Raw genomic sequence first — 23,823 nt, forward strand, 5'->3', positions numbered from 1 at the left:
GCCACCCTAATTTCCTTTTGCCAGGTAGACTTGAATTGACAGCTCATCCATATGGCGGCTTTCAGCTGTTTTCTCATCCTCTGTGTAAGCCTGAAAATGCTTTTCTTTCATCTTTTCATACTTTTTCACTTCGGAATTTTTCTCCATCAAGTCATGCTGCTTTTCATTCATTCGATTTCTGGAGATCATCACAAGCTTTTGAAAATGTTCGATCGTTTTATCGAGGTTTATGACAAACTGCTGCATATGCCTCATTTCATTAACCGTCATACCGCCCTTCAGTTTGGTATGTGCAGCATCTTCCAGCACTTCCTTCTTTTTCAGGCAGGAATAGAGCTTTTCTGCCGCATTTTCAAATTCGCTGACAGAGCGGTTATAATCAGCAAGCGACTTTTCCTTTTCATTCTCTTTTATTTCAAGCACCTTTTGAAACCGGTATGCGTAAGCCATTAGATATCACTTTCACCTTTTTCTATTAAATCTTTTAATTGATGGAAACTGTGTTCCATTGAAGGTTTTTCTGTAACCTGCTGTTTTAAGAAAGAGATAATTTTAGGGTAATAATCGATTGCTTCATCTATTTCACGGGAAGCTCCTCTTTTATAGGCCCCAATATTAATCAAGTCCTCTGAATTCAGATACACAGATAAGTAGTTTCTCAGGGTTTCTGCATACTCTTTATGTCCAGAATGAACAATTTGGTTCATAACCCTGCTGATGCTTTTTAATACATTTATAGCTGGAAACTGTCCTTTATTTGCAAGCTGGCGGTCGAGTACAATATGGCCATCAAGTATTCCCCTTACTGTGTCGGCAATCGGTTCATTCATATCATCCCCGTCAACGAGAACGGTATAAAAAGCGGTTATAGACCCATGTTCATTTGTCCCTGTTCTTTCCAGCAGCTTTGGCAGAATGGCAAAAACAGATGGTGTGTAGCCTTTCGTTGTCGGAGGCTCGCCTATTGCAAGGCCAACTTCGCGCTGCGCCATTGCTACCCGTGTAACAGAGTCCATCATGAACATGACATTCAGGCCTTTATCGCGGAAATATTCTGCAATGGCAGTAGCCGTGTAGGCTGATTTGATTCTCATCAATGCCGGCTGATCAGATGTTGCTGCTACAACAACAGATTTTTTCAGCCCTTCTGGACCAAGATCTCTTTCAATAAATTCTCTTACTTCCCTGCCGCGCTCTCCTACAAGTGCAATCACATTGATGTCAGCCTGACTGTTCCTTGCGATCATTCCCATCAGGGTGCTTTTTCCAACTCCGCTCCCTGCAAATATGCCGACACGCTGCCCTTTTCCTACAGTCAGCAGGCTGTCTATGACTCTGACTCCTGTTTCCATCGGCTCATGGATCGGAGGGCGCTTCAATGGATTTGGAGGAGACTGGTCAGATGGAACATAGGTCAGTCCTTTTGATAACACTGAGTCATCAAGAGGGTTTCCCATTGCATTTAATACCTGTCCAATCAGCCCTGCACCAGCTTTTATGCGGAGCGGTTCAGCTGTTGTTTCCACTATGCTGCCCGGTGCAATTTCTGATACTTGCGAAAACGGCATCAGCAAAATATTTTCATCTCTGAATCCAACGACTTCTGCCGGGATTTTTGTCTGCTTGTTCACACCGGTGAGGATATAGCAGAGATCTCCTATAGAGCTTTCAGGCCCTCTGGATTCAATCATCAGCCCGACTACTTTTGTCACTTTTCCAAAACGTTTGTACGGATCCAGTCTGTCTATATGGTGTATAAGCTCACTTGCATTCATCGCTGTTCTTCTCCTCCAAGAAGCTCCAGAAGCTGATTTTTCAGCTGCTCAAGCTGTACATCAATGCTCGCTTCTATTCGGCCGAAAGAGGTTTCTGCATAACATCCGTTCTTTTCTAAATCCTCATCTGGATAAATATAAAGCTCTGATTCTGAAGCGAGAAGAAGCTGAAGCTCATCTTTTTGCTGCAGCAGCAATTCGAATTGTTCAGGATGAACAAATAGTTTGATTTCTTCGTATTCTTTCACTTCTTTAACCAGCTGCTTGGCAATGGATAAGAACGCATCTGAATCTTTTGCAAGCTGCTGGGAGATGACCTTCCCGGCAAGCTTGACTCCAAGCTCTGCAATAACTGCTTCTGAGCTTTCCAGCTTTTCTAAGCAGCTTGCTTTTGACAGCTCAATGACATTTTTAGCCTGTTCGAGGAGCTCTTTATATTGCTTGAAGCCTTCCTGACTGCCAATTTCCAGACCTTCTCCATATCCTTCCTGGAACGCAGCCTCCCTAAGCGCCGCTTTCTCGCTTTCCCATTCGGCTTTTTCTTTCTCTATTTGATCAAACAGTGCTTTTCTTTGAGCTGCAGCTTCTGCTAAAAGTGAGTCAGCCTCTTTTTGGGCTTTGGCCACAATCAGGCGATGATCGATGACTGCTTCTTCTTGGGGTATTTCAGGCCCTCTGACCTCAATAACGCTGATTGATTTTTTCTGCCTGTTCTCCATATCAGCAAAACGGGATTTGATAATATTAGACAATAATATCGTCTCCTCCGCCTCTGGCGATCACGATTTCTCCTGCTTCTTCAAGGCGGCGGATCACGGTTACGATGCGGGATTGCGACTCTTCAACATCCCTGAGCCTGACAGGCCCCATATATTCCATTTCTTCCTTGAAGGTTTCAACCATGCGCTGAGACATGTTTTTGAACACAATTTGCTTGACCTCTTCGCTTGCCACCTTTAAAGAGTACATTAAATCATCATTTTCAACTTCTCTGATGACCCGCTGTATCGCACGGTTGTCAAGGGTCACGATATCTTCAAACACAAACATCCTCTTCTTGATTTCTTCAGCGAGCTCCGGATCCTGTATTTCAAGAGCATCGAGAATTGTTTTTTCCGTGCTCCTGTCCACCCCGTTCAGCACTTCGACAACAGCTTCCACGCCGCCGGTCTGGGTGTAGTCCTGAGTGAAGGTCGAGGAAAGCTTCCGTTCAAGAATCTGCTCCACCTCATTAATGACTTCTGGAGCCGTCCTGTCCATCATCGCTATCCTGCGGGCAACATCAGCCTGAACCTCCTGCGGGAGCTCTGAAAGAATCTGTCCTGCCTGAACTGCGTCTAAGTACGAAAGGATTAAGGCAATTGTTTGCGGGTGTTCGTTTTGAATAAAGTTCAGAATTTGAGACGGATCTGCTTTTCTTGCAAAGTCAAAGGGTCTCACCTGCAAAGTGGATGTCAGCCTGTTGATGATGCTTGCAGCCCGCTCTTCTCCAAGTGCCTTTTCAAGAACCTGTTTTGCATAGGAAATCCCTCCTTGAGAGATGTAATCCTGTGCAATTGCAATATCATGAAATTCCTCAATTATTTCTTCTTTTTTCGCCGTATCCACTGATCTGACACCTGATATTTCAAGGGTCAGCCTTTCTATTTCATCTTCTGATAAGTGCTTGTATACTGAAGCCGAAACATCCGGGCCCATTGAAATTAGCAGAATGGCGGCTTTTTGTTTCCCTGTCAGCTTTGTTCCATCTTTTTTAGCCATTGCCATAACCTCCTAATCTTCTGTCAGCCATGTTCTTAGCAGCTTAGCGAAATCTTCCGGCTTTTCTTTTGCCATTTTTTCAAGCTGCTTTCTTCTGACTGTCCCTTCTGTTTCGCTTTCCTTTTCAAGATCTGGCACTGAGAGCGGTATTTCTCCCACTATTTCCTCCTCGTAGTACTCGCTGTCTGTTCTCCGTTTCCTGAATAGAAGGAACAGGAGAAGAAGGATGACAACTAAAAGCACTCCGCCAGTGATATAAATCCAGAGCGGCATACCCTCTGGCTGATCCTGCTGGAACACTGCCTTCCCTGCAAAAGGCTGAACTGAAACAGCTATTTTGCTTGCAATATCGGCATCTGTCAGCGGCTGAGCCACTTCTTTTTTATCTATCGAAGTTTTAACAACAGTGGAAAGGATTTGTTTAATATCATCCACTCTTGCTTGCGGCAGGGAAGCGGCATTTTTCGGATTTGGCGGTTCTACCATAACCTGAATGCCTAAATCTCTGACTTTATATGGACTTTCAACGATTTGCTTTTTAATGCGGTTAACTTCGTAATTCAGTCTTTCTTCTGTTTTGTCATATTTGCCGTCATTCGAGGACTGTGATGACTGATAGCCGGGAACATCTGTTGCCCCTGTGCCATTCACACCGCCCGGCTTCACTCCGCTGCCTGAATACGTCTCATTGATCCGTTCAGCACTGACGGTAATCCCAGCCATATTTTTTTTATCAACAGGATCAACGAGGTTTTCTTCTCTTTTTTCCTGGGTAAAGTCTAAATCAGCAGTGACTGAAACGACCACTTTGTCCTGCCCCATCATTGTTCCAAGAAGTCTTTGCACCTGCTGCTGAAGATCCCGCTCTATTTTAGTTTTCATATCCTGCTGTGTTGAGAAGCTGGAGACTATTGGATCGTTACCATTCTTATAATCGTAATATTGAAAATTTTGATCCATGATGACGATATTATCAGTAGAGAGATTTGGTACGCTTTTTGAAATCAAATGGAAAAGTCCGTTCACTTTTCCTTGATCAAGCTGGTACCCCGGCTTCATTTCAACCACAACCGAGGCTGAGCCCTGTTCTGTCTGATCACCGACAAACACGCTTTGCTGCGGCATGTTGATCATCACTTTAGCGTCCTGTACGCCGTCTATTCCCTTAATTAAATTTGTCAGCTCTGTTTGGGTTGCCTTTAATTTAAGTACATTGAATTCCTGATCTGTCATTCCAAATCCGGCATTTTTGCTGAAGTAGGAGTAATCAATCGATCCAGTATTCGGAATGCCCTCTGCAGCCAAATCAACTTTTAGGGAGTCAGCCTGTTCAGACGGCACTTCTATCGTTTTTCCGTTATCCGCAAGCTGTGATTTTACTCCCCTTGCATCCAGCGTCTGTTTAATTTGCCCCGCTTCCTCCGGAGATAAATCTTTATACAGCGGAACCAAACTAGGAGTATTCAGGAAGACGGCAAACACGATCATCAGAATGATAAAGAGGAGCGGGCCTGCAATCAGCAGACCCTTTTGGCCTTTCGACCGGTTCCTCCAAAACTGTAAAGCTCTTTCTCTTATTTCAAATAATCTTTGCTTCATTCTTTCTTATCCCCCGGTCTGCATGGCCATGCGCCAGTCTTTCATTACATTTGCATGCGCATGATTTCTTGGTAGGCTTCTACAGCTTTATTTCTGAATTCCACTGCAGACATCAAGGTGACACTTGCCTTTTCTGCTGCAATCATAACGTCCTGTAATTCTACATTTTTTCCTTCAGCCAGCGCCTGCGTCATGTTGGCAGATTGCACCTGCGAAGTATTCAAATCGGTTATGGCATGCTTCAGCATATCGCCAAACCCTGTTTTTCCCGCAGAAGCTTGCGGCTGCGTGTTCTGAAGAGGAGCCTGGACCTGCAGTGGAGCGGAAATTTGATTAATCATTGCGGACACCTTACTTTCCTATTTCTAAAGCTTTCATCAGCATTCCCTTTGATGCGTTAAATACGGTAACATTCGCTTCATAAGATCTTGTGCTGCCGACCAGATCCACCATTTCCTTCAGCGGATCCACATTCGGCATAGCTACGTAGCCCTTATCGTCCGCATCTGGATTTTCAGGATCGTACACCATTTTAAAAGGTGATTTGTCTTCTGAAATCGCGGTTACCTTTACACCGCCAAGACCGCTTCCTCCTGTCATCGCCTTGTTCAGAAAAGAGGAAAACCCTTCGTTTCCAGGGGCTGTTTCGACCATTTTGCGGCGATAAGGCTGCCATTTTCCATCCACGTATTCTGCTCTTGCAGTATCAGCATTCGCCATATTGGATGATATGACATCCATGCGGAGCCTTTGAGCGGTTAAAGCTGATGCTGTTGTATTCAGTCCTCCGAAGATCATGTTTACTTTCCTCCTCTGATGACTGTTTTAAGTGATTGAAATTGACCGTTCAATCTGTCAATCAAAGCGTTGTAATAAATTTGGTTTTCTGCCATTTCAGACATTTCTGAATCTATGTCCACATTATTTCCATTTTGCGAGTATGAAGTGTTCGCCGATTCTGTTATAAAAGGCTCCTCAGAGCTGCCTGCGAAAGATAAATGCCTTGGATCTGTCCGGTTTGCTTCAAACTTGCCGAGTTCTTCGTTCAGCGCCGAGCGGAACGTCACTTCCTTTGCCTTATAATTCGGAGTATCGACATTGGCAATATTGTTTGAAATGGTTTTTTGCTTCAAAGAGGAAAAGTCTGCAGCCTTTTCCAAAGATTGCATTACGTTAGTTGAAAAAATATTCATTCCTGACCCCCACGAAAGTTCTATGCAAAACGAATCTTATAAGTGTCGAAATATGTTAAATCTCTACTTTTATTGTAAAAAATAATAGGCTCAAAGTCTATGAAGACAGTGTAAAAAAAAGTCGTATAAATTATCTATTTTTTATAAGGACTTTAGTCCCATTAATATTTTCCTTGACTTTTTCCAGTCCTATGAAAAAAAGCACTTCCTCAAAGGAAGTGCTTTTTTTCAGCTTGATTTTAATTTGTCAAGCTCTACCAGGAATTTATTGTTCAATACTTTGATATACGTGCCTTTCATACCGAGAGACCTTGATTCAATCACCCCTGCACTTTCCAGCTTGCGCAGTGCATTAACAATGACGGATCTGGTAATTCCGACCCTGTCGGCAATTTTACTTGCCACAAGCAGGCCTTCATTCCCATTTAATTCTTCGAAAATATGCTCAATTGCTTCGAGCTCACTGTAAGACAAGGAGCTGATCGCCATTTGAACAACAGCCTTGCTTCTTGCTTCCACTTCAATTTCTTCTGCTTTTTCACGGAGGATCTCCATCCCTACTACGGTTGCTCCGTATTCTGCCAAGATTAAATCATCATCTTCAAATTGCTCCTCAAGACGGCCCAGTACAAGTGTACCAAGACGTTCGCCGCCTCCGATGATCGGAACGATGGTTGTCAGGCTTGAGGAGAACAGATCGCTGTTTTCCACAGGAAACGCCGTGTATTCGCTGTTTACATCAAGGTTGGATGAAGTTTCATGCACATTAAACAGGCTCTGTGTATATTCTTCTGGAAACTGGCGGTCTTCCAGCATTTTTTTCATGCGTTCGTTTTCAATCTGCTGGTTAATTGCAAAACCAAGCAGCTTTCCGCGCCGTGAAACCACAAAAATGTTTGCTTCAATAACATCCTGCAGCGTTTCCGCCATTTCCTTGAAGTTTACCGGCTTGCCGGCAGCTTTTTGAAGCATTGCATTAATTTTTCGCGTTTTTTCTAATAAAGCCATGATCTATTTCCTCCTATAACTCTTCAGTTCTTATAAAATGAATTGACTTAAATCCTTATTAACAGCAATTTTTCCGAGTTTATCATCAACATACTGAGGTGTAATGGTGATCTTATCCATCGTAATGTCAGGTGCTTCAAATGATAAATCTTCTAAAAGCCGTTCAAGTATAGTATGTAATCTTCTGGCACCGATGTTGTCCGTATCCTGGTTCACCTGAAACGCAACTTCTGCTATCCTGCGAATAGCATCGTCAGAAAATTCGAGATTTATACCTTCTGTTTCCAAAAGAGCCTGGTATTGTTTAAGAAGGGCATTATCCGGTTCTACCAGGATTTTCACAAAGTCGTCCGTGCTGAGCTTTGTTAATTCAACCCTGATTGGAAATCTGCCCTGAAGCTCAGGGATCAAGTCAGAAGGCTTCGCCATATGGAAGGCGCCTGCGGCAATAAAGAGAATGTGATCTGTTTTGACTGTTCCATACTTTGTCACAACAGTGGAACCCTCTACAATCGGCAGAATGTCTCTTTGAACCCCTTCTCTTGAAACATCAGCACTGGCACCGCCGCTGTTTTTCTTTGCCACTTTATCAATTTCATCAACAAAGATAATGCCTGACTGCTCAGCGCGGAATATGGCTTCCTGTGTGACATCTTCCATATCAATCAGTTTTTGCGCTTCTTCATTGGCGAGCACTTTTCTGGCTTCGCGCACTGTTATTTTTCGTTTCTTTTTCTTCTTCGGGAGCAGGCCGCCTAAAGCATCCTGCATATTCATGCCCATCTGTTCCATTCCCGAACCTTGGAGCATATCAAACATAGATGGCTGCTGCTCCTCAACCTCAACTGTTACATAATGGTCTTCAAGCTCGCCAAGCGCTAGCTTGTGAGCCATGCGTTTTCTGTTTTCTTCAACAGACGGCTCTTCAGCAGGCTGCTCTTCGCTTTCCTGACCCTGGCCTCCGCCAAAAAGCATTTCCAGCGGATTTTTGTAATTTGGCGCTTTTTTGCTTCCCGGCACAAGAAGCTCAACTAGCCTTCTGTTGGCGTACTCTTCAGCAGGCCCCTTTACATCAGCCATTTTTTCTTCTTTTACTAGTCTAATGGATGTTTCAGCCAGGTCTCTGACCATCGATTCCACATCGCGGCCTACATATCCGACTTCTGTGAATTTTGTTGCTTCCACTTTTACAAAAGGCGCCCCGACAAGCTTCGCCATTCTCCTGGCTATTTCGGTTTTTCCGACACCTGTAGGTCCGATCATGAGGATGTTCTTCGGCACCACTTCATCCCTTAAAGACCCCCCGAGCAATGTGCGGCGATAACGGTTGCGGAGTGCAACGGCAACGGCTTTTTTAGCCTCGGTCTGCCCAACAATATACTGATCAAGCCGTTCAACAATCTGACGCGGAGTTAATTGATTATTCATTCCGATCATCCTCTCCTTACAGCTCTTCAACAATGATATTTGAATTGGTATAAACGCAAATCTCTCCGGCAATTTCCAAAGCAGCTCTCGCAATATCCCGTGCTTCAAGCTGTTCACCGCTGTATTTTTTTAATGCTCTTCCCGCTGAAAGAGCGTAGTTCCCGCCCGAACCAATAGCAAGGATGCCATCATCAGGCTCAATCACTTCCCCTGTTCCGGATACTAGCAGAAGGTCTGTTTCGTTCATCACAATCAGCATTGCTTCAAGGCGCCGCAGCACCTTATCACTGCGCCATTCTTTTGCGAGTTCAACAGCAGCTCTTTGAAGATTGCCGTTATACTCCTCAAGCCTTCCTTCAAACATTTCAAAAAGAGTGAATGCATCTGCTACCGAACCGGCAAATCCAGCAATCACCCTGCCATTGAAAATTTTTCTGACTTTTTTTGCTGTGTGCTTCATCACCACTGCGTTGCCGAGCGTAACCTGGCCGTCGCCGGCCATCGCATTGCCGCCTTTATGCTTAATGGCAAAAATAGTGGTTGCGTGAAATTGCGATGCTTGTTCAGACATCCATTTTCTCTCCTTTAAACAAGCAGCCTTTATGTGAGGCAGCCTGCAAATTAATATTCCTGCCTTTATTTATGCTCGAGGGTGATGGGACATATAAGTTTTTCTGAGCTGTTCTTTCGACACATGGGTATAAACCTGTGTAGATGAAAGATGTTCATGTCCCAAAAGCTCCTGTACACTTCTTAAATCTGCTCCTTCATTTAGAAGGTGTGTGGCAAAAGTATGCCGGAACATATGAGGATGAAGCTTCAGCGTCAGGGATGACTGCTTGATCAATTCATTTAAGATGTGTCTGATGCCTCTTGCTGTAAGCGGTCCGCCCCGATGATTAACAAATACATAGCCTGTATCTGCTGATTTTTCTGCCAGTTTTTTTCTTCCATCCTCCAAATAAGCTTCAAGTGCATCCTGTGCATAGCTGCCGAAAGGCACATAGCGCTGCTTGCTGCCTTTTCCCGTCACAAGAATAGTTCCTGTAAAAAGGTCAAGGTCTGTCAATTTCAGGCCGGCGCATTCGCTTACTCTTATTCCTGTTGCATAAAGCACCTCTAATAGAGCCTTGTTTCTCTGGCCAAGCGGCTTTGTAACATCAGGCGCTTCAAAAAGAGTATTGATATCTTCCGGAAAAAGAAACTTTGGAATCCGATATTCTTTTTTCGGAAGCGAGACAAGCGCAAAAGGATTTTCTGAAACTATTTTCTCTCTGTTCAAGAACTTATAGAAGCTCCTGATCGAAGAAATTTTTCGGGAGATCGTTTTTCTGGCAAATTGTTTTTTATGTAAGTTTGTCAAGTACAGCCTTGTATCCTGATAGGTGACTTCTTTAAAAGAAGGGATGCCTTCTTCCATTAAAAAAGCTGCCAAATCTTCAATGTCAGCAATGTAATTCACAATTGTATATTGTGAGTAATTTTTTTCAATTTGTAAATAATCTACGAACAAATTTAAATAATTCTTAACATTTTCCATATTAACACCTCACAAGGGCTACTAAATGGTATCACACCTTCAGCAGCCCTTGCAAATGCTTTCTATAGTTTTTTCGAAATTTTTTGAATTGTTTCAAGCGCTCTGTTAGCGTATGCTTCATAGCGTTCTTTTTTGCTCTTAATCCGCTCTGGAAGCTCTGGAAAAATACCGAAATTCGCATTCATTGGCTGGAAGTTTTCGGGATTCGCCGTTGTAATATAACGCGCCATGCTTCCCATTGCAGTTTCAGAAGGCATGGTGACAAGCTCTTTGCCCAGTACATAATGAGCAGCGTTCAAACCGGCAAGCAGTCCTGATGCTGCAGATTCAACATATCCTTCCACACCTGTCATCTGCCCGGCAAAAAACAAGTCTTCTCTCTCTTTGTACTGATAGGTCGGCAATAAAAGCCGCGGAGAGTTTATGAAGGTATTTCTGTGCATGACGCCGTAACGGACGATTTCTGCATTCTCAAGACCCGGGATCAGTCTGATGACTTCCTTTTGGGCTCCCCATTTCAAATGTGTCTGAAATCCAACAATGTTATACAGCGTACCAGCTGCATCATCCTGTCTCAGCTGCACAACAGCATATGGGCGCTTGCCTGTCTTTGGATCTTCAAGTCCCACAGGCTTCATTGGACCAAACAGCATCGTTTTCTTGCCTCGCTGTCCCATTACTTCGATCGGCATGCAGCCCTCAAAATAAATTTCTTTCTCAAATTCTTTGAGCGGCACAGTTTCTGCCTGTACTAGTGCTTCGTAGAAGGCTTCAAATTCTTCCTCTGTCATCGGGCAGTTCAGGTAGGCAGCTTCTCCTTTGTCATACCTTGATTTCAAGTAGACTTTCTCAAGGTCAATGCTTTCTTTTTCAATAATCGGTGCTGCCGCATCGTAAAAATACAGGTAATCTTCCCCTGTCAGAGACTGCAGTTTTTCAGAAAGTGCCTTTGATGTAAGAGGACCTGTTGCGATAATCGTTGGCCCTTCGGGGAATTCAGAAACCTCTTCGTTAATGACCGTCACGTTTGGATGATTTTTAACTCTGTCCGTTACCAGTCCCGCGAATTCATGCCTGTCCACCGCAAGCGCGCCTCCGGCAGGAACAGCGCAATCATCTGCAGAACGGATAATAACAGAGTCAAGTGTTCTCATTTCTTCTTTTAAAACACCTACTGCATTGGTGAGGCTGTTCCCTCTAAGAGAATTTGAGCAGACAAGCTCTGCAAATTTATCTGTATGATGGGCAGGCGTCTGCTTTACAGGCCTCATCTCAAAAAGGTTAACCTTAATGCCTCTTTTAGCGAGCTGCCAGGCTGCCTCGCTCCCGGCAAGCCCTGCACCTACTACGTTTACTGCTTGTTGTGTCATAAACCTTTATCCTCCCGTAATTGTTCGTCATGATGACAGAATCTCATTTTTGAAAGTAAAACAGGTGAGCAAGATTCGCTCACCGTTACTTTTGCTGCTCTTCTTTATAATCGCAATTCATACATTGTATTTGATTCCCTTTTTTCAGCTTTTTCTCAACAAGCATTGATTCGCATCGAGGGCACTGTCTTGCGATTGGTTTATCCCAGGAAAGGAAATCGCATTCAGGGAATCTGTCACAGCCATAGAAAATGCGCCGTTTCTTTGTTTTTCTTTCGACAACGTTGCCTTCATGGCATTTCGGACATTTTACGCCGATTTCTTTTGTAATCGGCTTGGTATTTCTGCAGTCCGGAAAGTTTGAGCATGCCATGAACTTGCCAAACCGCCCCATTTTGATGACCATCGGGTTTCCGCACTCTTCACAGTCAACTCCAGCAGGTTCGTCCTTGATCTCGATTTCTTCCATTTCTGCCTCTGCTTTTGTAAGGCGAACAGAAAAATCTTTATAAAAGTCATCGATAATGCTGACCCATTGAATTTTTCCATCTTCTACTTCATCAAGGCTGTTTTCCATTTTTACTGTAAAATCAACATCAATGATCTCAGGGAAGAATTCCACGATCAGCTCAAGAACAATCTCTCCGAGCTCTGTTGGAACAAACCGTTTGTTATCAAGAGAAACATAGCCTCTTTTTTGAATCGTATCAAGGGTTGGCGCATATGTGGAAGGGCGGCCGATGCCGAGTTCTTCCAACGTTTTTACAAGCCGGGCCTCTGTGTATCGCGGCGGCGGCTGGGTAAAATGCTGGGCAGGCTCAACATCTTTAGAAAAGACTTCATCGCCTTCTTTAAGATCAGGAAGCATCTTATTCTTTTCTTCCTGCTGGTCATCTGTGCCTTCAACATACACCTTCATGAAGCCTGGAAATTTAATTTTTGATCCGGTTGCTCTGAAAATAACACCATTGTTATTAAGATCAACGCTCATCGTATCCAGAACAGCAGGCGTCATTTGGCTTGAGGTAAACCGTTCCCAGATCAGCTTGTATAATCTCAGCTGGTCCCTGCTCAAATGTTCTTTTAAAGAAGCAGGATCGCGCAAAGTAGATGTTGGACGGATCGCTTCATGGGCATCCTGTGCATTTGCATTTTTCTTAGCTTCTTTTTTAGCTTGTGAGACATATTCTTTTCCGTAAGTCTCTTCGATGTAGGCTGCTGCTTCATTCTGCGCTGTTTCTGAAATTCTTGTAGAGTCAGTTCTCATATAAGTAATTAATCCGACAGTTCCGTCCTTGCCTAGATCAATTCCTTCATATAATTGCTGGGCAATCATCATCGTTTTCTTCGCTCTGAAGTTTAATTTTCTGGCTGCTTCCTGCTGAAGAGTGGAGGTTGTAAAAGGAAGAGCCGGATTGCGCCTTCTCTCCTTTTTAGAAACTGACGCAACCTGAAACGAATTTCCCTGCAGCTGCTTTTGAACCTCTTTTACATCTTCTTCTGTTTTCAGCTCTGTTTTTTTGCCATTTAAGCCGTAAAAGGAGCCTTCAAATTGATCTTTGCCTTTTAAAAACTGGCCATCAATCGTCCAGTATTCTTCAGGCTTAAACTCTTTAATTTCTTTTTCTCTGTCGATAATCAGCCTGACCGCTACTGATTGCACACGGCCTGCACTCAGCCCTTTTTTTACTTTCTTCCAAAGCAGCGGACTGATTTTATATCCGACAAGCCTGTCAAGCACTCTTCTTGCCTGCTGGGCGTCTACTAAATCCATGTTGATGGATCTCGGATGCTTAAACGATTCTTTTATCGCATCCTTTGTAATTTCATTAAAAACAACCCTGCAGTCAGAATGAGCATCAAGATCAAGGCTATGAGCAAGATGCCAGGCAATCGCTTCTCCCTCGCGATCCGGGTCAGCTGCGAGAAAAACTTTTTTGGCTTTTTTAGCCGCTGACTTTAATTCTTTCATAACAGAGCCTTTGCCCCTGATGGTAATATATTTCGGTTCAAAGTTTTTTTCCACGTCTACGCCAATCTGGCTTTTCGGCAAATCGCGAACATGGCCCATAGAAGCTTTTACTTTGTATTTTTTACCAAGGTAGCGCTCAATTGTTTTTGCCTTAGCAGGTGATTCCACGATAACTAAGTAGTCTGACATTTTCATGTCCCCCTTAAGAGGTGATCTCTCTCTGTTCTGTCTCTTTTATTGCCCATTATTTAAATGAACAAACAGTTATTTATTCAGTAAAGGTTAATTTTCCTTTGAAAGCGGTTAAGGTAAATGTTTTCGGATAATAAATCATTGCCTCTTCAGCTGCTCACAAAAAAGGAAATAAAGCTGTTCGGCATTTCCGGCTGTTTCTGTTGTTAAATCTCCACTATTATTAAATATCTAAACATCATTTGTCAAACAGTAAATTGCCTGAAGCTGCCTTTCTTCTCCAAAAAGGGAAATTCATCATCCACATCAGATGCTTTCATAACGAGCTTTGCACCGTCCTGTATGAGCTTGTTAACCCCTTTAGATTGCTCAAGATGAATCGGTCCGGGAACGGCGAAAACTTCTCTTCCCTCCTCAAGAGCCTGATGAGCAGTAATGAGCGACCCGCTGGAAAGCTTGGCCTGAATAACAAGAGTGCCGTAAGAAAGTCCAGCTATAATACGGTTTCTGGCAGGAAAGTGCCATCTTTCCGGCGCTGTTTCAGGGGCGTACTCTGATAAGAGAAGATGCTCTTTCATCATCGATTTGGCAAGCTTCCTGCTTGATGCAGGATATAAATGCCAAAAGCCTCCTCCAATAACGCCGATCCCCCTTCCTCCAGTGCCAATTGCAAGCTCATGGGCCATGGCATCAATTCCTTTGGCAAGGCCGCTTACAATCACCCATCCTGACTCTGTGAGAGCCGGAACAAGCAGTTCTGCCGCTTTCCTACCTTCTTCAGTCGGAACCCTTGTGCCAACAATGCTGATTTTCTTCCGGCAGCTCAGTAATTCTCTTTTCCCTGCCCCATATAACACAGGAGGGCAGTGGTAGATCTTCTTCAGCAAAGAAGGATAATCAGGATCAGCCAAAGTGACAGCAAAAATTCCTTTTTGCTCGTATTCTGAAAAGCATGCATCAATATTTTCTGAATGCAGGTCATTTAAAAAGGAAGGAATTTGTTTTTTATTTAAAATGCGGTTGAAGAAAAGATCATTTTCCTTCAGGGAAAAGAGAGATTGGAGAAGAGGATCAAGGAGTAAGAGGGAGTGAATGGATTTGGCTGTCATTCCTCTGCACCTGGAGAGGCGGAGCAGAGATTGCCTGAAGGTTTTCAATACAGTGTTCATTCCTTTCTAAGTCAGGGGTTTTAAAATAAGAGGGATAAAAGAAGGAAAGGAACGGGTATAGACCCGTCCCTTCTATTATATTAGTGCGTTTTGCATTTATCGTAGATACCTTGTTCCTTCAATACAGAGATAAGTGTTTCTCCCATAACTGATGGAGTTTCTGCTACTTTAATGCCGCACTCGTTCATTGTTTTAATTTTTTCAGCAGCTGTGCCTTTTCCGCCGGAAATAATCGCGCCTGCATGACCCATGCGCTTTCCTGGAGGTGCAGTTTGCCCTCCGATAAAGCCTACAACAGGCTTTGTCATGTTGTCACGCACCCATTGTGCTGCTTCTTCTTCAGCTGTACCGCCGATTTCACCGATCATAATGACCGCATACGTGTCAGGATCTTCATTAAACGCTTTTAGAACATCAATGAAGTTCGTTCCGTTTACAGGGTCTCCGCCGATTCCGACAGCTGTAGACTGGCCGACTCCTGACTGTGAAAGCTGATGAACGGCTTCATATGTAAGCGTTCCGGATCGGGAAACAACGCCAACATGGCCTTTTGTATGAATGTAGCCCGGCATGATGCCGATTTTGCACTCATCAGGCGTAATAACGCCAGGACAGTTCGGTCCTACGAGCCTTGTTTTCTTGCCTTCCATGAAACGCTTAACTTTTACCATATCCAGTACTGGAATATGCTCTGTAATGCAAATGACAAGGTCCAGTTCCGCATCAACTGCTTCAATGATCGCATCAGCAGCAAACGGAGCAGGAACATAAATGACAGATGCTGTAGCACCAGTAGTTTTGACAGCTTCCTGTACTGTATTGAATACAGGAACGCCTTCCACCTCTGTACCGCCTTTGCCCGGAGTAGTTCCTCCCACAATTTTCGTGCCGTATTCAAGCATTTGCTTTGTGTGGAACAAAGCAGTAGAACCAGTAATACCCTGTACCAATACTTTTGTATCTTTGTTAATAAATACGCTCATTTGTGTCCCCTGCCTTTCTTACTTCACTAAAGAAACGATTTTTTCAGCACCGTCAGCCATTGATTCAGCGGACGTGATGTTCAAACCGGATTCGTTAAGAATTTTTTTGCCGAGCTCCACATTTGTCCCTTCCAAGCGGACAACAAGCGGGATTTCAAGACCAACCTGTTTTGTTGCTTCTACTACACCAGATGCAATGATATCGCACTTCATGATTCCGCCGAAAATATTAACGAAAATTCCTTTAACATTTTGGTCGGAAAGAATGATTTTGAAAGCTTCTGTTACTTTCTCTGCTGTAGCGCCGCCCCCAACATCAAGGAAGTTGGCCGGATCTCCGCCGTAAAATTTAATGATATCCATCGTTGCCATAGCAAGGCCGGCACCATTAACCATACAGCCGATATTTCCATCAAGGGAAATGTAGCTCAAGTCATATTTGGACGCTTCAATTTCTTTAGCATCCTCTTCTTCAAGATCGCGGTACTCCAAAACGTCTTTTTGGCGGTACAGCGCGTTTGCATCAAAGTTTAATTTCGCATCAAGAGCCATTACTTTGCCGTCGCCAGTAACAACGAGCGGATTAATTTCAGCGATAGAGCAGTCTTTTTCAATAAATGCCGTGTAAAGGCTCAGCATGAATTTCGCAGCCTGTCCGATCAGTTCGCGCGGAATGTTAATGTTAAATGCAATTCTTCTGGCTTGATACGGCTGCAGTCCGATCGCCGGATCAATATTTTCGCGGAAGATTTTTTCAGGTGTTTTCTCCGCAACTTCTTCAATTTCTGTACCGCCTTCTTCAGATGCCATTAAAACAACACTTGAAGTAGCACGGTCTAAAACTAGGCCAATATAATATTCTTTTTTAATATCGCATCCTTCTTCAACAAGAAGACGCTTTACTTCCTTGCCCTCAGGGCCTGTCTGGTGGGTGATGAGTGTTTTGCCTAAAATCTCTTCGGCATATGTACGCACATCATCAAGATTTTTTGCTACTTTTACCCCGCCGGCTTTGCCGCGTCCGCCTGCATGGATCTGCGCTTTAACAACGGTTACGCTTGTGCCGAGCGATTTTGCTGCCTCAACAGCTTCATCTACTGTAAAAGCCACTTTACCATTTGGTACAGCAACCCCGTATTTTCTGAGGATTTCTTTCCCCTGGTACTCATGGATATTCATTTCCCATCCTCCTAACCTATGTATCGGAAAATTAGACTGCGCTTTCATTTTATAGAATAGTTGATTCCTTGTCTAGCATTCCGCAAAAAATAGTAAAATGCTTCTAAGTATTCTCAATTTTCAAAGAAGATCATTTTATTGCGAACATAAAATCTGAACAATATGGAGCCCGCCATTTTCTTCACGGCAGGCTGTTTTCCATTTTATAAATAAACGCAAATATTTCCGCTACAGCCTGATACAGCTCTTCCGGAATTTCCTCTTGTATTTCGAGCTTTTCCAGCAGGGTGACAAGCGAAGGATCTTCCTGAACCGGCACAGCATGCTCCATGGCCTTTTCAATAATCGCTTCTGCTACAAGCCCTGATCCTTTGGCAGCCACTGCCGGCGCTTTGTCCCTGCCTTCTGCATATTTCAGCGCCACTGCTTTTTTTAGGTTCATATTTTCAAATCCACTCCTTTATGCAGGGATGCTTCTGCTGCTTCAGAAACAGCGCTTTGAAACGTTTTGACAGCAGAACCGGAAACTATTTTTACATAGGACAGGGAAAGCCCCAGGCTTGTTAAATGCTGTTTCAGTTCATCTGCAAGGACCGCAGAAACCCGGTCCAGACCAGGCGTATCATTGTGGACGCTGATGGATATAACCTTATTGACAATGGCAATATCTACAGCTGTTTCTTTTAATCTATCAAGCTCTGCGAAAAGAAGAATGCGGCAAAAAGCCGGATCAATTTTTCCGCCGGTCTTTTTTCTCATCTCCCATTTAACAGTAAGATCGCTTTTTAAAGCTGGATCCTGGATCGGAATCTGCAGCCATTGCGTCATCAGGGGTCCATTTTCCTGCTGAAGAATGGAGAATCCATTCAGCCTGTGGACAAGCTGATCGGCTTTGTCCTTTACATCCATGTTTTCCGATATTTTTGCAGCTTCTATCAGGAGCGGCTTCAATGCTCCGCTCTTAGCTGTTTCCGGCTGGATCCCATTTTTCAGCAGGTTCAGCATCATTGCCTCTTCTTTTCTTCCAAGCAAGCGGGATACATGTGTAAAAAGTTCTTTTACAAGTGTTCCGGACGCCAGGGAAGGCAGGGAAGAATCTCCCTTTTTTTCGTTTTGTCCGGCTGCTTCTGCCTGTACAGCAGCAGCTGGAAGCTTCACAGCATCTGAAGTGTTTCCTGCAGGCGGAGTGCGTTCGATATTCCGGGTGACAGCCGCTTGAGTATTCTCCTGTTTTGGAGCAGCTCCAGGGGCTGCAGGCGCCTCTTGTTCGGCCTTTCTTCCGGCCGTGCTTTCCAATTGCACAAATTCCGAAGTACTCTTTCTATCGGAATTTTTCATAAAAGCAGCAGGAGTTAAAATTTCTTTAATAGCAGACCGGAGTCTCCCCTCTACATTGCTATCGCCTTCACTGTTTGGCAAAGAATGATAGAGATCTGATAATTTTTTCAGCATCGGCTCTTCATCCATCGCTTCCAGCAGCGAACGGAACACGCCTTCCTCAGCAGGAAGCTGAAGCTTAAACCCCAATTCAACTGCTTTGAATGCATTCTCTCTTTTTTCAGACGGAAGCTTTAAAATCCATGCTGCAGCACTCTTTACTTCGTCACTCCTGAGGGGCAGATTGTTTTTAAGAAGCCATTCTGCAATTCTTTCAGAAGAGGGGTTTTTCGGAACTTTCTCTGCGGCAAGTACAGCAGATGCCAGTTCTTTATCAGAAGCCTCCCCAGTCAATTCCTTTATCACTTTATAAACAGGTGCTTCGCCCGGCCTTTGCTCTGCGATCTTCAGCAAATATTGATGGTTAAGCTTCAGGGGAGATTCTACTTTCGCAGTCAGTGTCTCCTGTCCTATTTGAAGAAGAGCTGTTTGATCGGGGAACAGCTTCAGCACCTTTCCAGGCAATAGGCCTCCCTTTTCTGAAGGGGTCTGCACAGCCGCGTCTATTCTAATCGGCAGGCGCAAGCTCTCAATCCCATTCATCGTGTCATTTAAGCCTCCTTTTCCTCTGCATACAGCCTGACTGGAGCAAAGCTTCTCCTGTGATGGACAGTAATCCCGTACTGGGCAATGGCAGACAGATGTTCTTTCGTTCCGTAACCCATATGATTCTGGAAGCCATACTCGGGGTATTTCATCGCGATTTCCTCCATTAGGCGGTCCCGTGTTACCTTTGCCAGTACTGAGGCAGCAGCAATGGATATGCTTCTTGCATCACCTTTTATTAATGATTCCTGCTTCATTTCAGCCGGAAGCTCCATGGCATCTATCAAAAGCATATCCGGCTCCTTATTCAAATGGCGCACTGCCTGCATCATTGCGCTTTTGGCAGCCTGATAAATATTGATTTCATCGATTTCTCTCTCAGAAACCACACCAATGCCGTATGCTTCTGCTTCCCGGACAATGATGTCATAAAATTGCTCTCTTTTAGCTTTTGCGAGCTGTTTTGAATCTGTCAGTCCAAAGAGGACAAAATCTTTCGGCAGAATGACAGCAGCTGCAACAACTGGGCCTGCAATCGGTCCCCTTCCCGCTTCATCAATGCCTGCAATATGCAGGAACCCTTTTTCTCTCGCTTCTTTTTCAAAAACAGACATCTGTTCAAACTGCTGCTTCCATTTTTGCTCCTGCTTATGCAGCCTGATCCAGCCCTTTGCAAGCTGCTGAACAGCCTTCCGTTCGTCCTTCAGGCAATCCTGAATAAGAGGATCGCTTATTGAAGAAACATTTTTTAATAATTCTTTCAGTTCTTTGGCTGTTGCCCTGTTTTTCATGTATTCTACCTACTTTATCGTCAATTTCATATGTTTTCTGAAGAGCTCTATTTTAAAGCATATATGTATCTATTGCTATTATGTCAAGATCAGGCAAGGTGAATAAATCCGTGTTAGGTTTAATGGCTCTCATAAATTTGGCTGTTGATTTCCGTTGCAGGCGTCCGCTTTCCGCGGGGCGGGCGGTGAGCCTCCTCTGCGCTTAAGCGCATGCGGGGTCTCACCTGTCCCGCTGCTCCCGCAGGAGTCTCCCGCCTGGAACGTAGATCAATGCATAATAATCAACATTCTTCTTTAATATAGGTTTTTTAAAAGAATGACTACCAGCTGTCCACTGCAGAAGCAGTTCAGTCAGAAGTCCCACCCACCAAAAAAGGCGTCTCAAAAGAGACACCTTCATACATTATTCAAAGCCTTCCCGGCTAAAGGTTTACTGCCCTGCAGCATTATATCTCTGCAGAAACAGGCTCCGGAGCTTCAAATGTCAGCGGTCCAAGTTTAACCGTGCGCATCTCACGAAGAATCAGCTCAGCTGTTTTATCGTAGTCAATATAGCCGCCAGACATCATGCAGCCCCTTCTCTTGCCGATTTCGTCAAAAAGCAGGACAATATCCTCCGGGATTTCTTCAAGCCCGTAGCGGTCCTTGAGACGCTCTGGGTAGTGCTCCTTTAAAAAGCGGAGAGCAAAAACGGTAATATCCTGGAGATTCAGAATGGTGTCCTTTATCGCTCCTGTTGCAGCGAGCTTATATCCGACCATTTCGTCCTCGAATTTAGGCCACAGTATTCCCGGTGTATCCAGTAGCTCCATTTCTTTCCCTACCTTCACCCATTGCTGGGCTTTTGTTACACCAGGCCTGTCTCCTGTCTGGGCAATGTTCTTTTTCGCAAGCCTGTTAATCAGCGTTGATTTTCCAACATTCGGGATTCCGATAATAAGAGCGCGCACAGCTCTTGGACGGATCCCTTTTGCTGCCATTTTATCAAACTTTTCTTTCAGAATCAGCTTGCAGGCCGGGAGAATATCCTTTATGCCTGTACCTGATTGCGAATCAATCGGAAGAGCGGTAATGCCTTTGTTTTTAAAGTATTTCATCCACTCTTTTGTTACAGTCTTGTCTGCCATATCTGCTTTATTTAATAGAACAAGCCGCGGCTTGTTATTTACTATTTCATCAATCATCGGGTTTCTTGACGAAAGCGGCACTCTTGCATCTACCAATTCCAGAACAATATCTATCAGCTTCAGTTTTTCCGTAACCTGTCTTCTCGCTTTGGCCATATGGCCCGGAAACCATTGAATGGTCACAGTCAACACCTTCTTTCTGCTGCCGATCCCGGCTTTTTTCTTAATCTTTATTATTTCTCATTTCTTATGACAAAAACTAAGAAAAGAGCCTGAATAGACGTATAAAAAAGAGCTTGTTATGATAACAAGCTCTTTCTTGCTTTTATCGGATTTCTTTAATACGTGCTTTTTTACCGCGCAGCTCACGCAAGTAGTAAAGCTTCGCACGGCGTACTTTACCGCGGCGAATTACTTCAAGCTTCGCAATTTTCGGTGTATGCACTGGGAATGCACGCTCAACTCCAACTCCGTAAGAAACTTTACGGACTGTGAATGTTTCGCTGATTCCACCGCCACGACGCTTAATCACAACACCTTCGTATACCTGTACACGTTCGCGTGTTCCCTCAACAACTTTAACGTGAACACGGACAGTATCACCAGGACGGAAAGTAGGAAGATCGCTTCTTAGCTGTTCTTTTGTGATATCTTCGATTAATTTTTGCATCGTTTTCAACTCCTTCCAACAGATGCTCATTACATTACTTTACATTCATGCAGCGGAACATCTTTTTAAAAGATTTGCACTGGATTTAAACCCATACTGCAAACCACAAGAGACATCATACCATATCATAATGCCGGCTGCAATAGAGGACAAGCTATCTTTTCAACTATTTATTTATTTTCTTCTGCCTTTATTTCATCAAGCCATCTTTTTTGTTTTTCGTCTAAAGGATAGCTGTCCAAAAGATCCGGGCGGCGCAAAAAAGTCCTTCTGAGTGACTCCTTCATGCGCCATTCGTCAATTAATCTGTGATTGCCTGAAAGCAATGTCTCCGGGACCTTTAACCCTTTGTACTCGGCAGGCCTCGTATAATGGGGGTGCTCAAGCAGGCCTGAACTGAAAGAGTCGAGAACAGGTGAATCTTCATTTCCAAGAACCCCTGGAAGGAGCCTTACTACACTGTCTGCGATCACCATTGAGGCAAGCTCTCCGCCAGTCAGGACAAAATCTCCGATTGAAATCTCATCTGTTGCCAAATGCTCCCTGATCCGCTCATCATAGCCTTCGTAGTGGCCGCTGATCAGAACAAGATGCTCTTCTTTTGACAGCTCTTCCGCAAGGCCCTGCGAGTACCGTTCACCCTGCGGGCACACGAGGATAATCCGCGGCTTGGCTGCAGCTTCTTCTTTAATGGCGTTCACTGCATCAAATACAGGCTGAGGCTTCAGAACCATCCCTGCTCCGCCTCCATACGGATAATCATCGACTGTCTGATGCTTTCCTTCTGCATAATCCCTGAAATTGACCACACGGAAATCAACAGCCTGTTTTTCCTGTGCCTTTTTCATAATGGAGGAACCGAGCACACCGCTGAACATTTCAGGAAAAAGAGTCAGAAAATCAATTTTCATTCATCCAGCAATCCTTCCATCAAGTTGATGATAATGGTTTTCTCTTTAATATCGACTTTTTTAACAATCGAATCTATGTACGGGATCAGAGCATCCTTTTTTCTGTTCCGCTTAACTACCCAGACATCATTTGCCCCGGGAGTCAAAATCTCCCTGACGGTTCCAATTTCTTCGCCGTCCTCTGTCAGCACCTTGCAGCCGATGATTTCGTGAAAATAGAACTCATCATCCTGCAGGCTTTGAAGCTCGGATTCAGGCACTTTTATAATCGAACCCTTCAAATGCTCTACCTCATTAATTGAGTGGAATTCTTCGAAGGTCAGCAAATCAAAGGACTTATGGGAACGATGCGAAGCAATCACAACTTCAAGGGGATTCTGTGATTTTTCTTCAAAAATAAATAGTTTTTTTCCTTTTTGATAGCGTTCAGATGCAAAGTCAGTAATAGAAACAACTCTGACTTCGCCTCGCACGCCATGCGTGTTGACGATTTTGCCAACATTAAACCATTTTTCTGCCATTCTTTTCACCTCAGCGTATTTCTGTCACAATGCCGTCTGTAATCAGTATGGTCCGGTCCTCCAGGAATTCCTCCCAGTTATCGCCGACCTTTACCTCAACAAGCGCTTGAACTTCTCTTTCCTTTAATTCGCTGCCAAGGGGCAGGGTATGCACCTGCTCTATTTGAAAACTGAGTATTTTCAGCTTATCTTTGCGTTTTTCAATTTCTTTCTTGTACTGCTGCCGCATTTCATTGCTGATAATCGTCTTTTCCAGCTTTTTCAGCTGAAATGTAAGCTGATCGCATTCTCTTTGAGCCTGTTCCATTTTTGCCGTAAAGCTTTCTAAAAGAGACTGTTTGCTTTTTTCCGTCAGTATTTGTTTCACAGAGACTTGCTGCAAAATTTTCATTGCAACCCACCCTTTCCTATTCAAAAGGCTGCTTGTCTTTCATATGGCTGCACAGAGCACCAGAACGGACAGCCGTTCGCTTCTGCTTTAGCATTATTGCCATTTTAGCATGTTTTTTAACAAAAGGGGCTGCAATAAAACGGAACTGAAGAAAAGCGCAAGCCGCTCGTTCAGCCCCGACAAGCGCTGGAGGAAAATCACGAAAAGTCTGATCTTTGACTTTTGGGGATTTTTCGAAGCGACTCGAGGGGCTAGCGGCT

The 23,823-nt window shown here is 44.1% G+C and carries 25 protein-coding genes; all 25 read right to left on the reverse strand.

Annotated elements, in window-relative coordinates:
* Positions 1–6 precede the first annotated feature (6 nt).
* Positions 7–450, reverse strand: coding sequence for a flagellar export protein FliJ (gene fliJ / locus LRR81_RS06000; RefSeq protein ID WP_231788367.1), 444 nt, complete (start codon positions 448–450; stop codon positions 7–9).
* The gene (gene fliI, locus LRR81_RS06005; RefSeq protein ID WP_231788368.1) at positions 450–1,775 is read right to left on the reverse strand and encodes a flagellar protein export ATPase FliI; all 1,326 of its coding nucleotides are present in this window, start codon (positions 1,773–1,775) and stop codon (positions 450–452) included. Before fliI ends, fliJ begins: the two co-directional genes overlap by 1 nt.
* Positions 1,772–2,527 carry a flagellar assembly protein FliH gene (gene fliH, locus LRR81_RS06010; RefSeq protein ID WP_231788369.1) on the reverse strand — a complete coding sequence of 252 codons (756 nt, stop codon included), beginning with the start codon at positions 2,525–2,527 and terminating at the stop codon, positions 1,772–1,774. The genes fliI and fliH overlap by 4 nt, the downstream gene beginning before the upstream one ends.
* Positions 2,520–3,536 (reverse strand): flagellar motor switch protein FliG, encoded by a 1,017-nt coding sequence (gene fliG / locus LRR81_RS06015; RefSeq protein WP_231788370.1) that lies wholly within the window; start codon positions 3,534–3,536, stop codon positions 2,520–2,522. The genes fliH and fliG overlap by 8 nt, the downstream gene beginning before the upstream one ends.
* A 12-nt stretch (positions 3,537–3,548) precedes the next feature.
* Positions 3,549–5,135 (reverse strand): flagellar basal-body MS-ring/collar protein FliF, encoded by a 1,587-nt coding sequence (fliF, locus tag LRR81_RS06020; protein WP_231788371.1) that lies wholly within the window; start codon positions 5,133–5,135, stop codon positions 3,549–3,551.
* Positions 5,136–5,179: 44 nt separating this feature from the next.
* Entirely contained in the window at positions 5,180–5,476 is a 297-nt protein-coding gene (gene fliE, locus LRR81_RS06025) for a flagellar hook-basal body complex protein FliE (protein WP_231788372.1), read from the reverse strand.
* 10 nt (positions 5,477–5,486) lie between these two features.
* A complete protein-coding gene (gene flgC, locus LRR81_RS06030; RefSeq protein ID WP_231788373.1) occupies positions 5,487–5,933 on the reverse strand; it encodes a flagellar basal body rod protein FlgC in 447 nt (148 codons plus the stop codon).
* Positions 5,934–5,935: 2 nt separating this feature from the next.
* On the reverse strand, positions 5,936–6,328 hold the full coding sequence (flgB, locus tag LRR81_RS06035; protein WP_231788374.1) for a flagellar basal body rod protein FlgB: 393 nt from the start codon (positions 6,326–6,328) through the stop codon (positions 5,936–5,938).
* Positions 6,329–6,556: 228 nt separating this feature from the next.
* Complete coding sequence (codY, locus tag LRR81_RS06040; protein WP_231788375.1) at positions 6,557–7,336, reverse strand: GTP-sensing pleiotropic transcriptional regulator CodY; 780 nt, start codon at positions 7,334–7,336, stop codon at positions 6,557–6,559.
* A 30-nt stretch (positions 7,337–7,366) separates the two neighbouring features.
* Positions 7,367–8,764, reverse strand: a complete 1,398-nt coding sequence (gene hslU / locus LRR81_RS06045; protein WP_231788376.1) for an HslU--HslV peptidase ATPase subunit — start codon at positions 8,762–8,764, stop codon at positions 7,367–7,369.
* A gap of 16 nt (positions 8,765–8,780) precedes the next feature.
* Positions 8,781–9,335, reverse strand: a complete 555-nt coding sequence (hslV, locus tag LRR81_RS06050) for an ATP-dependent protease subunit HslV (protein ID WP_231788377.1) — start codon at positions 9,333–9,335, stop codon at positions 8,781–8,783.
* Between the two features lie 69 nt (positions 9,336–9,404).
* Positions 9,405–10,304 (reverse strand): tyrosine recombinase XerC, encoded by a 900-nt coding sequence (gene xerC / locus LRR81_RS06055; protein WP_231788378.1) that lies wholly within the window; start codon positions 10,302–10,304, stop codon positions 9,405–9,407.
* A 62-nt stretch (positions 10,305–10,366) separates the two neighbouring features.
* Entirely contained in the window at positions 10,367–11,674 is a 1,308-nt protein-coding gene (gene trmFO, locus LRR81_RS06060) for an FADH(2)-oxidizing methylenetetrahydrofolate--tRNA-(uracil(54)-C(5))-methyltransferase TrmFO (protein WP_231788379.1), read from the reverse strand.
* Between the two features lie 85 nt (positions 11,675–11,759).
* Positions 11,760–13,835: a type I DNA topoisomerase gene (gene topA, locus LRR81_RS06065; protein ID WP_231788380.1), complete on the reverse strand. Its 2,076-nt coding sequence runs from the start codon at positions 13,833–13,835 to the stop codon at positions 11,760–11,762.
* 248 nt (positions 13,836–14,083) lie between these two features.
* On the reverse strand, positions 14,084–14,947 hold the full coding sequence (dprA, locus tag LRR81_RS06070; RefSeq protein WP_231788381.1) for a DNA-processing protein DprA: 864 nt from the start codon (positions 14,945–14,947) through the stop codon (positions 14,084–14,086).
* A gap of 140 nt (positions 14,948–15,087) precedes the next feature.
* A complete protein-coding gene (gene sucD, locus LRR81_RS06075) occupies positions 15,088–15,990 on the reverse strand; it encodes a succinate--CoA ligase subunit alpha (protein WP_231788382.1) in 903 nt (300 codons plus the stop codon).
* A gap of 18 nt (positions 15,991–16,008) precedes the next feature.
* Positions 16,009–17,169 (reverse strand): ADP-forming succinate--CoA ligase subunit beta, encoded by a 1,161-nt coding sequence (sucC, locus tag LRR81_RS06080; protein WP_231788383.1) that lies wholly within the window; start codon positions 17,167–17,169, stop codon positions 16,009–16,011.
* 181 nt (positions 17,170–17,350) lie between these two features.
* Positions 17,351–17,611, reverse strand: a complete 261-nt coding sequence (locus LRR81_RS06085) for an EscU/YscU/HrcU family type III secretion system export apparatus switch protein (RefSeq protein WP_231788384.1) — start codon at positions 17,609–17,611, stop codon at positions 17,351–17,353.
* The gene (locus LRR81_RS06090; protein ID WP_231788385.1) at positions 17,608–19,149 is read right to left on the reverse strand and encodes a hypothetical protein; all 1,542 of its coding nucleotides are present in this window, start codon (positions 19,147–19,149) and stop codon (positions 17,608–17,610) included. The genes LRR81_RS06085 and LRR81_RS06090 overlap by 4 nt, the downstream gene beginning before the upstream one ends.
* An 8-nt stretch (positions 19,150–19,157) precedes the next feature.
* Entirely contained in the window at positions 19,158–19,943 is a 786-nt protein-coding gene (locus LRR81_RS06095; protein ID WP_231788386.1) for a ribonuclease HII, read from the reverse strand.
* 446 nt (positions 19,944–20,389) lie between these two features.
* Positions 20,390–21,253 (reverse strand): ribosome biogenesis GTPase YlqF, encoded by an 864-nt coding sequence (gene ylqF / locus LRR81_RS06100; RefSeq protein ID WP_231788387.1) that lies wholly within the window; start codon positions 21,251–21,253, stop codon positions 20,390–20,392.
* Positions 21,254–21,395: 142 nt separating this feature from the next.
* Entirely contained in the window at positions 21,396–21,740 is a 345-nt protein-coding gene (rplS, locus tag LRR81_RS06105; protein ID WP_231788388.1) for a 50S ribosomal protein L19, read from the reverse strand.
* Between the two features lie 170 nt (positions 21,741–21,910).
* The gene (trmD, locus tag LRR81_RS06110; protein ID WP_231788389.1) at positions 21,911–22,651 is read right to left on the reverse strand and encodes a tRNA (guanosine(37)-N1)-methyltransferase TrmD; all 741 of its coding nucleotides are present in this window, start codon (positions 22,649–22,651) and stop codon (positions 21,911–21,913) included.
* Positions 22,648–23,172, reverse strand: coding sequence for a ribosome maturation factor RimM (gene rimM / locus LRR81_RS06115; RefSeq protein WP_231788390.1), 525 nt, complete (start codon positions 23,170–23,172; stop codon positions 22,648–22,650). Before rimM ends, trmD begins: the two co-directional genes overlap by 4 nt.
* Before the next feature lie 10 nt (positions 23,173–23,182).
* Positions 23,183–23,563, reverse strand: coding sequence for a YlqD family protein (locus LRR81_RS06120; RefSeq protein ID WP_231788391.1), 381 nt, complete (start codon positions 23,561–23,563; stop codon positions 23,183–23,185).
* Positions 23,564–23,823 lie beyond the last annotated feature (260 nt).

The sequence above is a fragment of the Metabacillus kandeliae genome, assembly GCF_021166585.1.
Taxonomy (GTDB): Bacteria; Bacillota; Bacilli; order Bacillales; family Bacillaceae; genus Metabacillus_B; species Metabacillus_B kandeliae.

Coding starts and splice junctions, on each gene's coding strand:
- sucC (WP_231788383.1), bottom strand. CDS start 17,169: ATGAATATCCATGAGTACCAGGGGAAAGAAATCCTCAGAAAATACGGG.
- sucD (WP_231788382.1), bottom strand. CDS start 15,990: ATGAGCGTATTTATTAACAAAGATACAAAAGTATTGGTACAGGGTATT.
- LRR81_RS06095 (WP_231788386.1), bottom strand. CDS start 19,943: ATGAAAAACAGGGCAACAGCCAAAGAACTGAAAGAATTATTAAAAAAT.
- topA (WP_231788380.1), bottom strand. CDS start 13,835: ATGTCAGACTACTTAGTTATCGTGGAATCACCTGCTAAGGCAAAAACA.
- LRR81_RS06090 (WP_231788385.1), bottom strand. CDS start 19,149: ATGAATGGGATTGAGAGCTTGCGCCTGCCGATTAGAATAGACGCGGCT.
- rplS (WP_231788388.1), bottom strand. CDS start 21,740: ATGCAAAAATTAATCGAAGATATCACAAAAGAACAGCTAAGAAGCGAT.
- dprA (WP_231788381.1), bottom strand. CDS start 14,947: ATGACAGCCAAATCCATTCACTCCCTCTTACTCCTTGATCCTCTTCTC.
- LRR81_RS06085 (WP_231788384.1), bottom strand. CDS start 17,611: ATGAACCTAAAAAAAGCAGTGGCGCTGAAATATGCAGAAGGCAGGGAC.
- hslV (WP_231788377.1), bottom strand. CDS start 9,335: ATGTCTGAACAAGCATCGCAATTTCACGCAACCACTATTTTTGCCATT.
- trmD (WP_231788389.1), bottom strand. CDS start 22,651: ATGAAAATTGATTTTCTGACTCTTTTTCCTGAAATGTTCAGCGGTGTG.
- codY (WP_231788375.1), bottom strand. CDS start 7,336: ATGGCTTTATTAGAAAAAACGCGAAAAATTAATGCAATGCTTCAAAAA.
- fliJ (WP_231788367.1), bottom strand. CDS start 450: ATGGCTTACGCATACCGGTTTCAAAAGGTGCTTGAAATAAAAGAGAAT.
- fliF (WP_231788371.1), bottom strand. CDS start 5,135: ATGAAGCAAAGATTATTTGAAATAAGAGAAAGAGCTTTACAGTTTTGG.
- fliG (WP_231788370.1), bottom strand. CDS start 3,536: ATGGCTAAAAAAGATGGAACAAAGCTGACAGGGAAACAAAAAGCCGCC.
- hslU (WP_231788376.1), bottom strand. CDS start 8,764: ATGAATAATCAATTAACTCCGCGTCAGATTGTTGAACGGCTTGATCAG.
- flgB (WP_231788374.1), bottom strand. CDS start 6,328: ATGAATATTTTTTCAACTAACGTAATGCAATCTTTGGAAAAGGCTGCA.
- xerC (WP_231788378.1), bottom strand. CDS start 10,304: ATGGAAAATGTTAAGAATTATTTAAATTTGTTCGTAGATTATTTACAA.
- rimM (WP_231788390.1), bottom strand. CDS start 23,172: ATGGCAGAAAAATGGTTTAATGTTGGCAAAATCGTCAACACGCATGGC.
- trmFO (WP_231788379.1), bottom strand. CDS start 11,674: ATGACACAACAAGCAGTAAACGTAGTAGGTGCAGGGCTTGCCGGGAGC.
- flgC (WP_231788373.1), bottom strand. CDS start 5,933: ATGATCTTCGGAGGACTGAATACAACAGCATCAGCTTTAACCGCTCAA.
- LRR81_RS06120 (WP_231788391.1), bottom strand. CDS start 23,563: ATGAAAATTTTGCAGCAAGTCTCTGTGAAACAAATACTGACGGAAAAA.
- fliE (WP_231788372.1), bottom strand. CDS start 5,476: ATGATTAATCAAATTTCCGCTCCACTGCAGGTCCAGGCTCCTCTTCAG.
- fliI (WP_231788368.1), bottom strand. CDS start 1,775: ATGAATGCAAGTGAGCTTATACACCATATAGACAGACTGGATCCGTAC.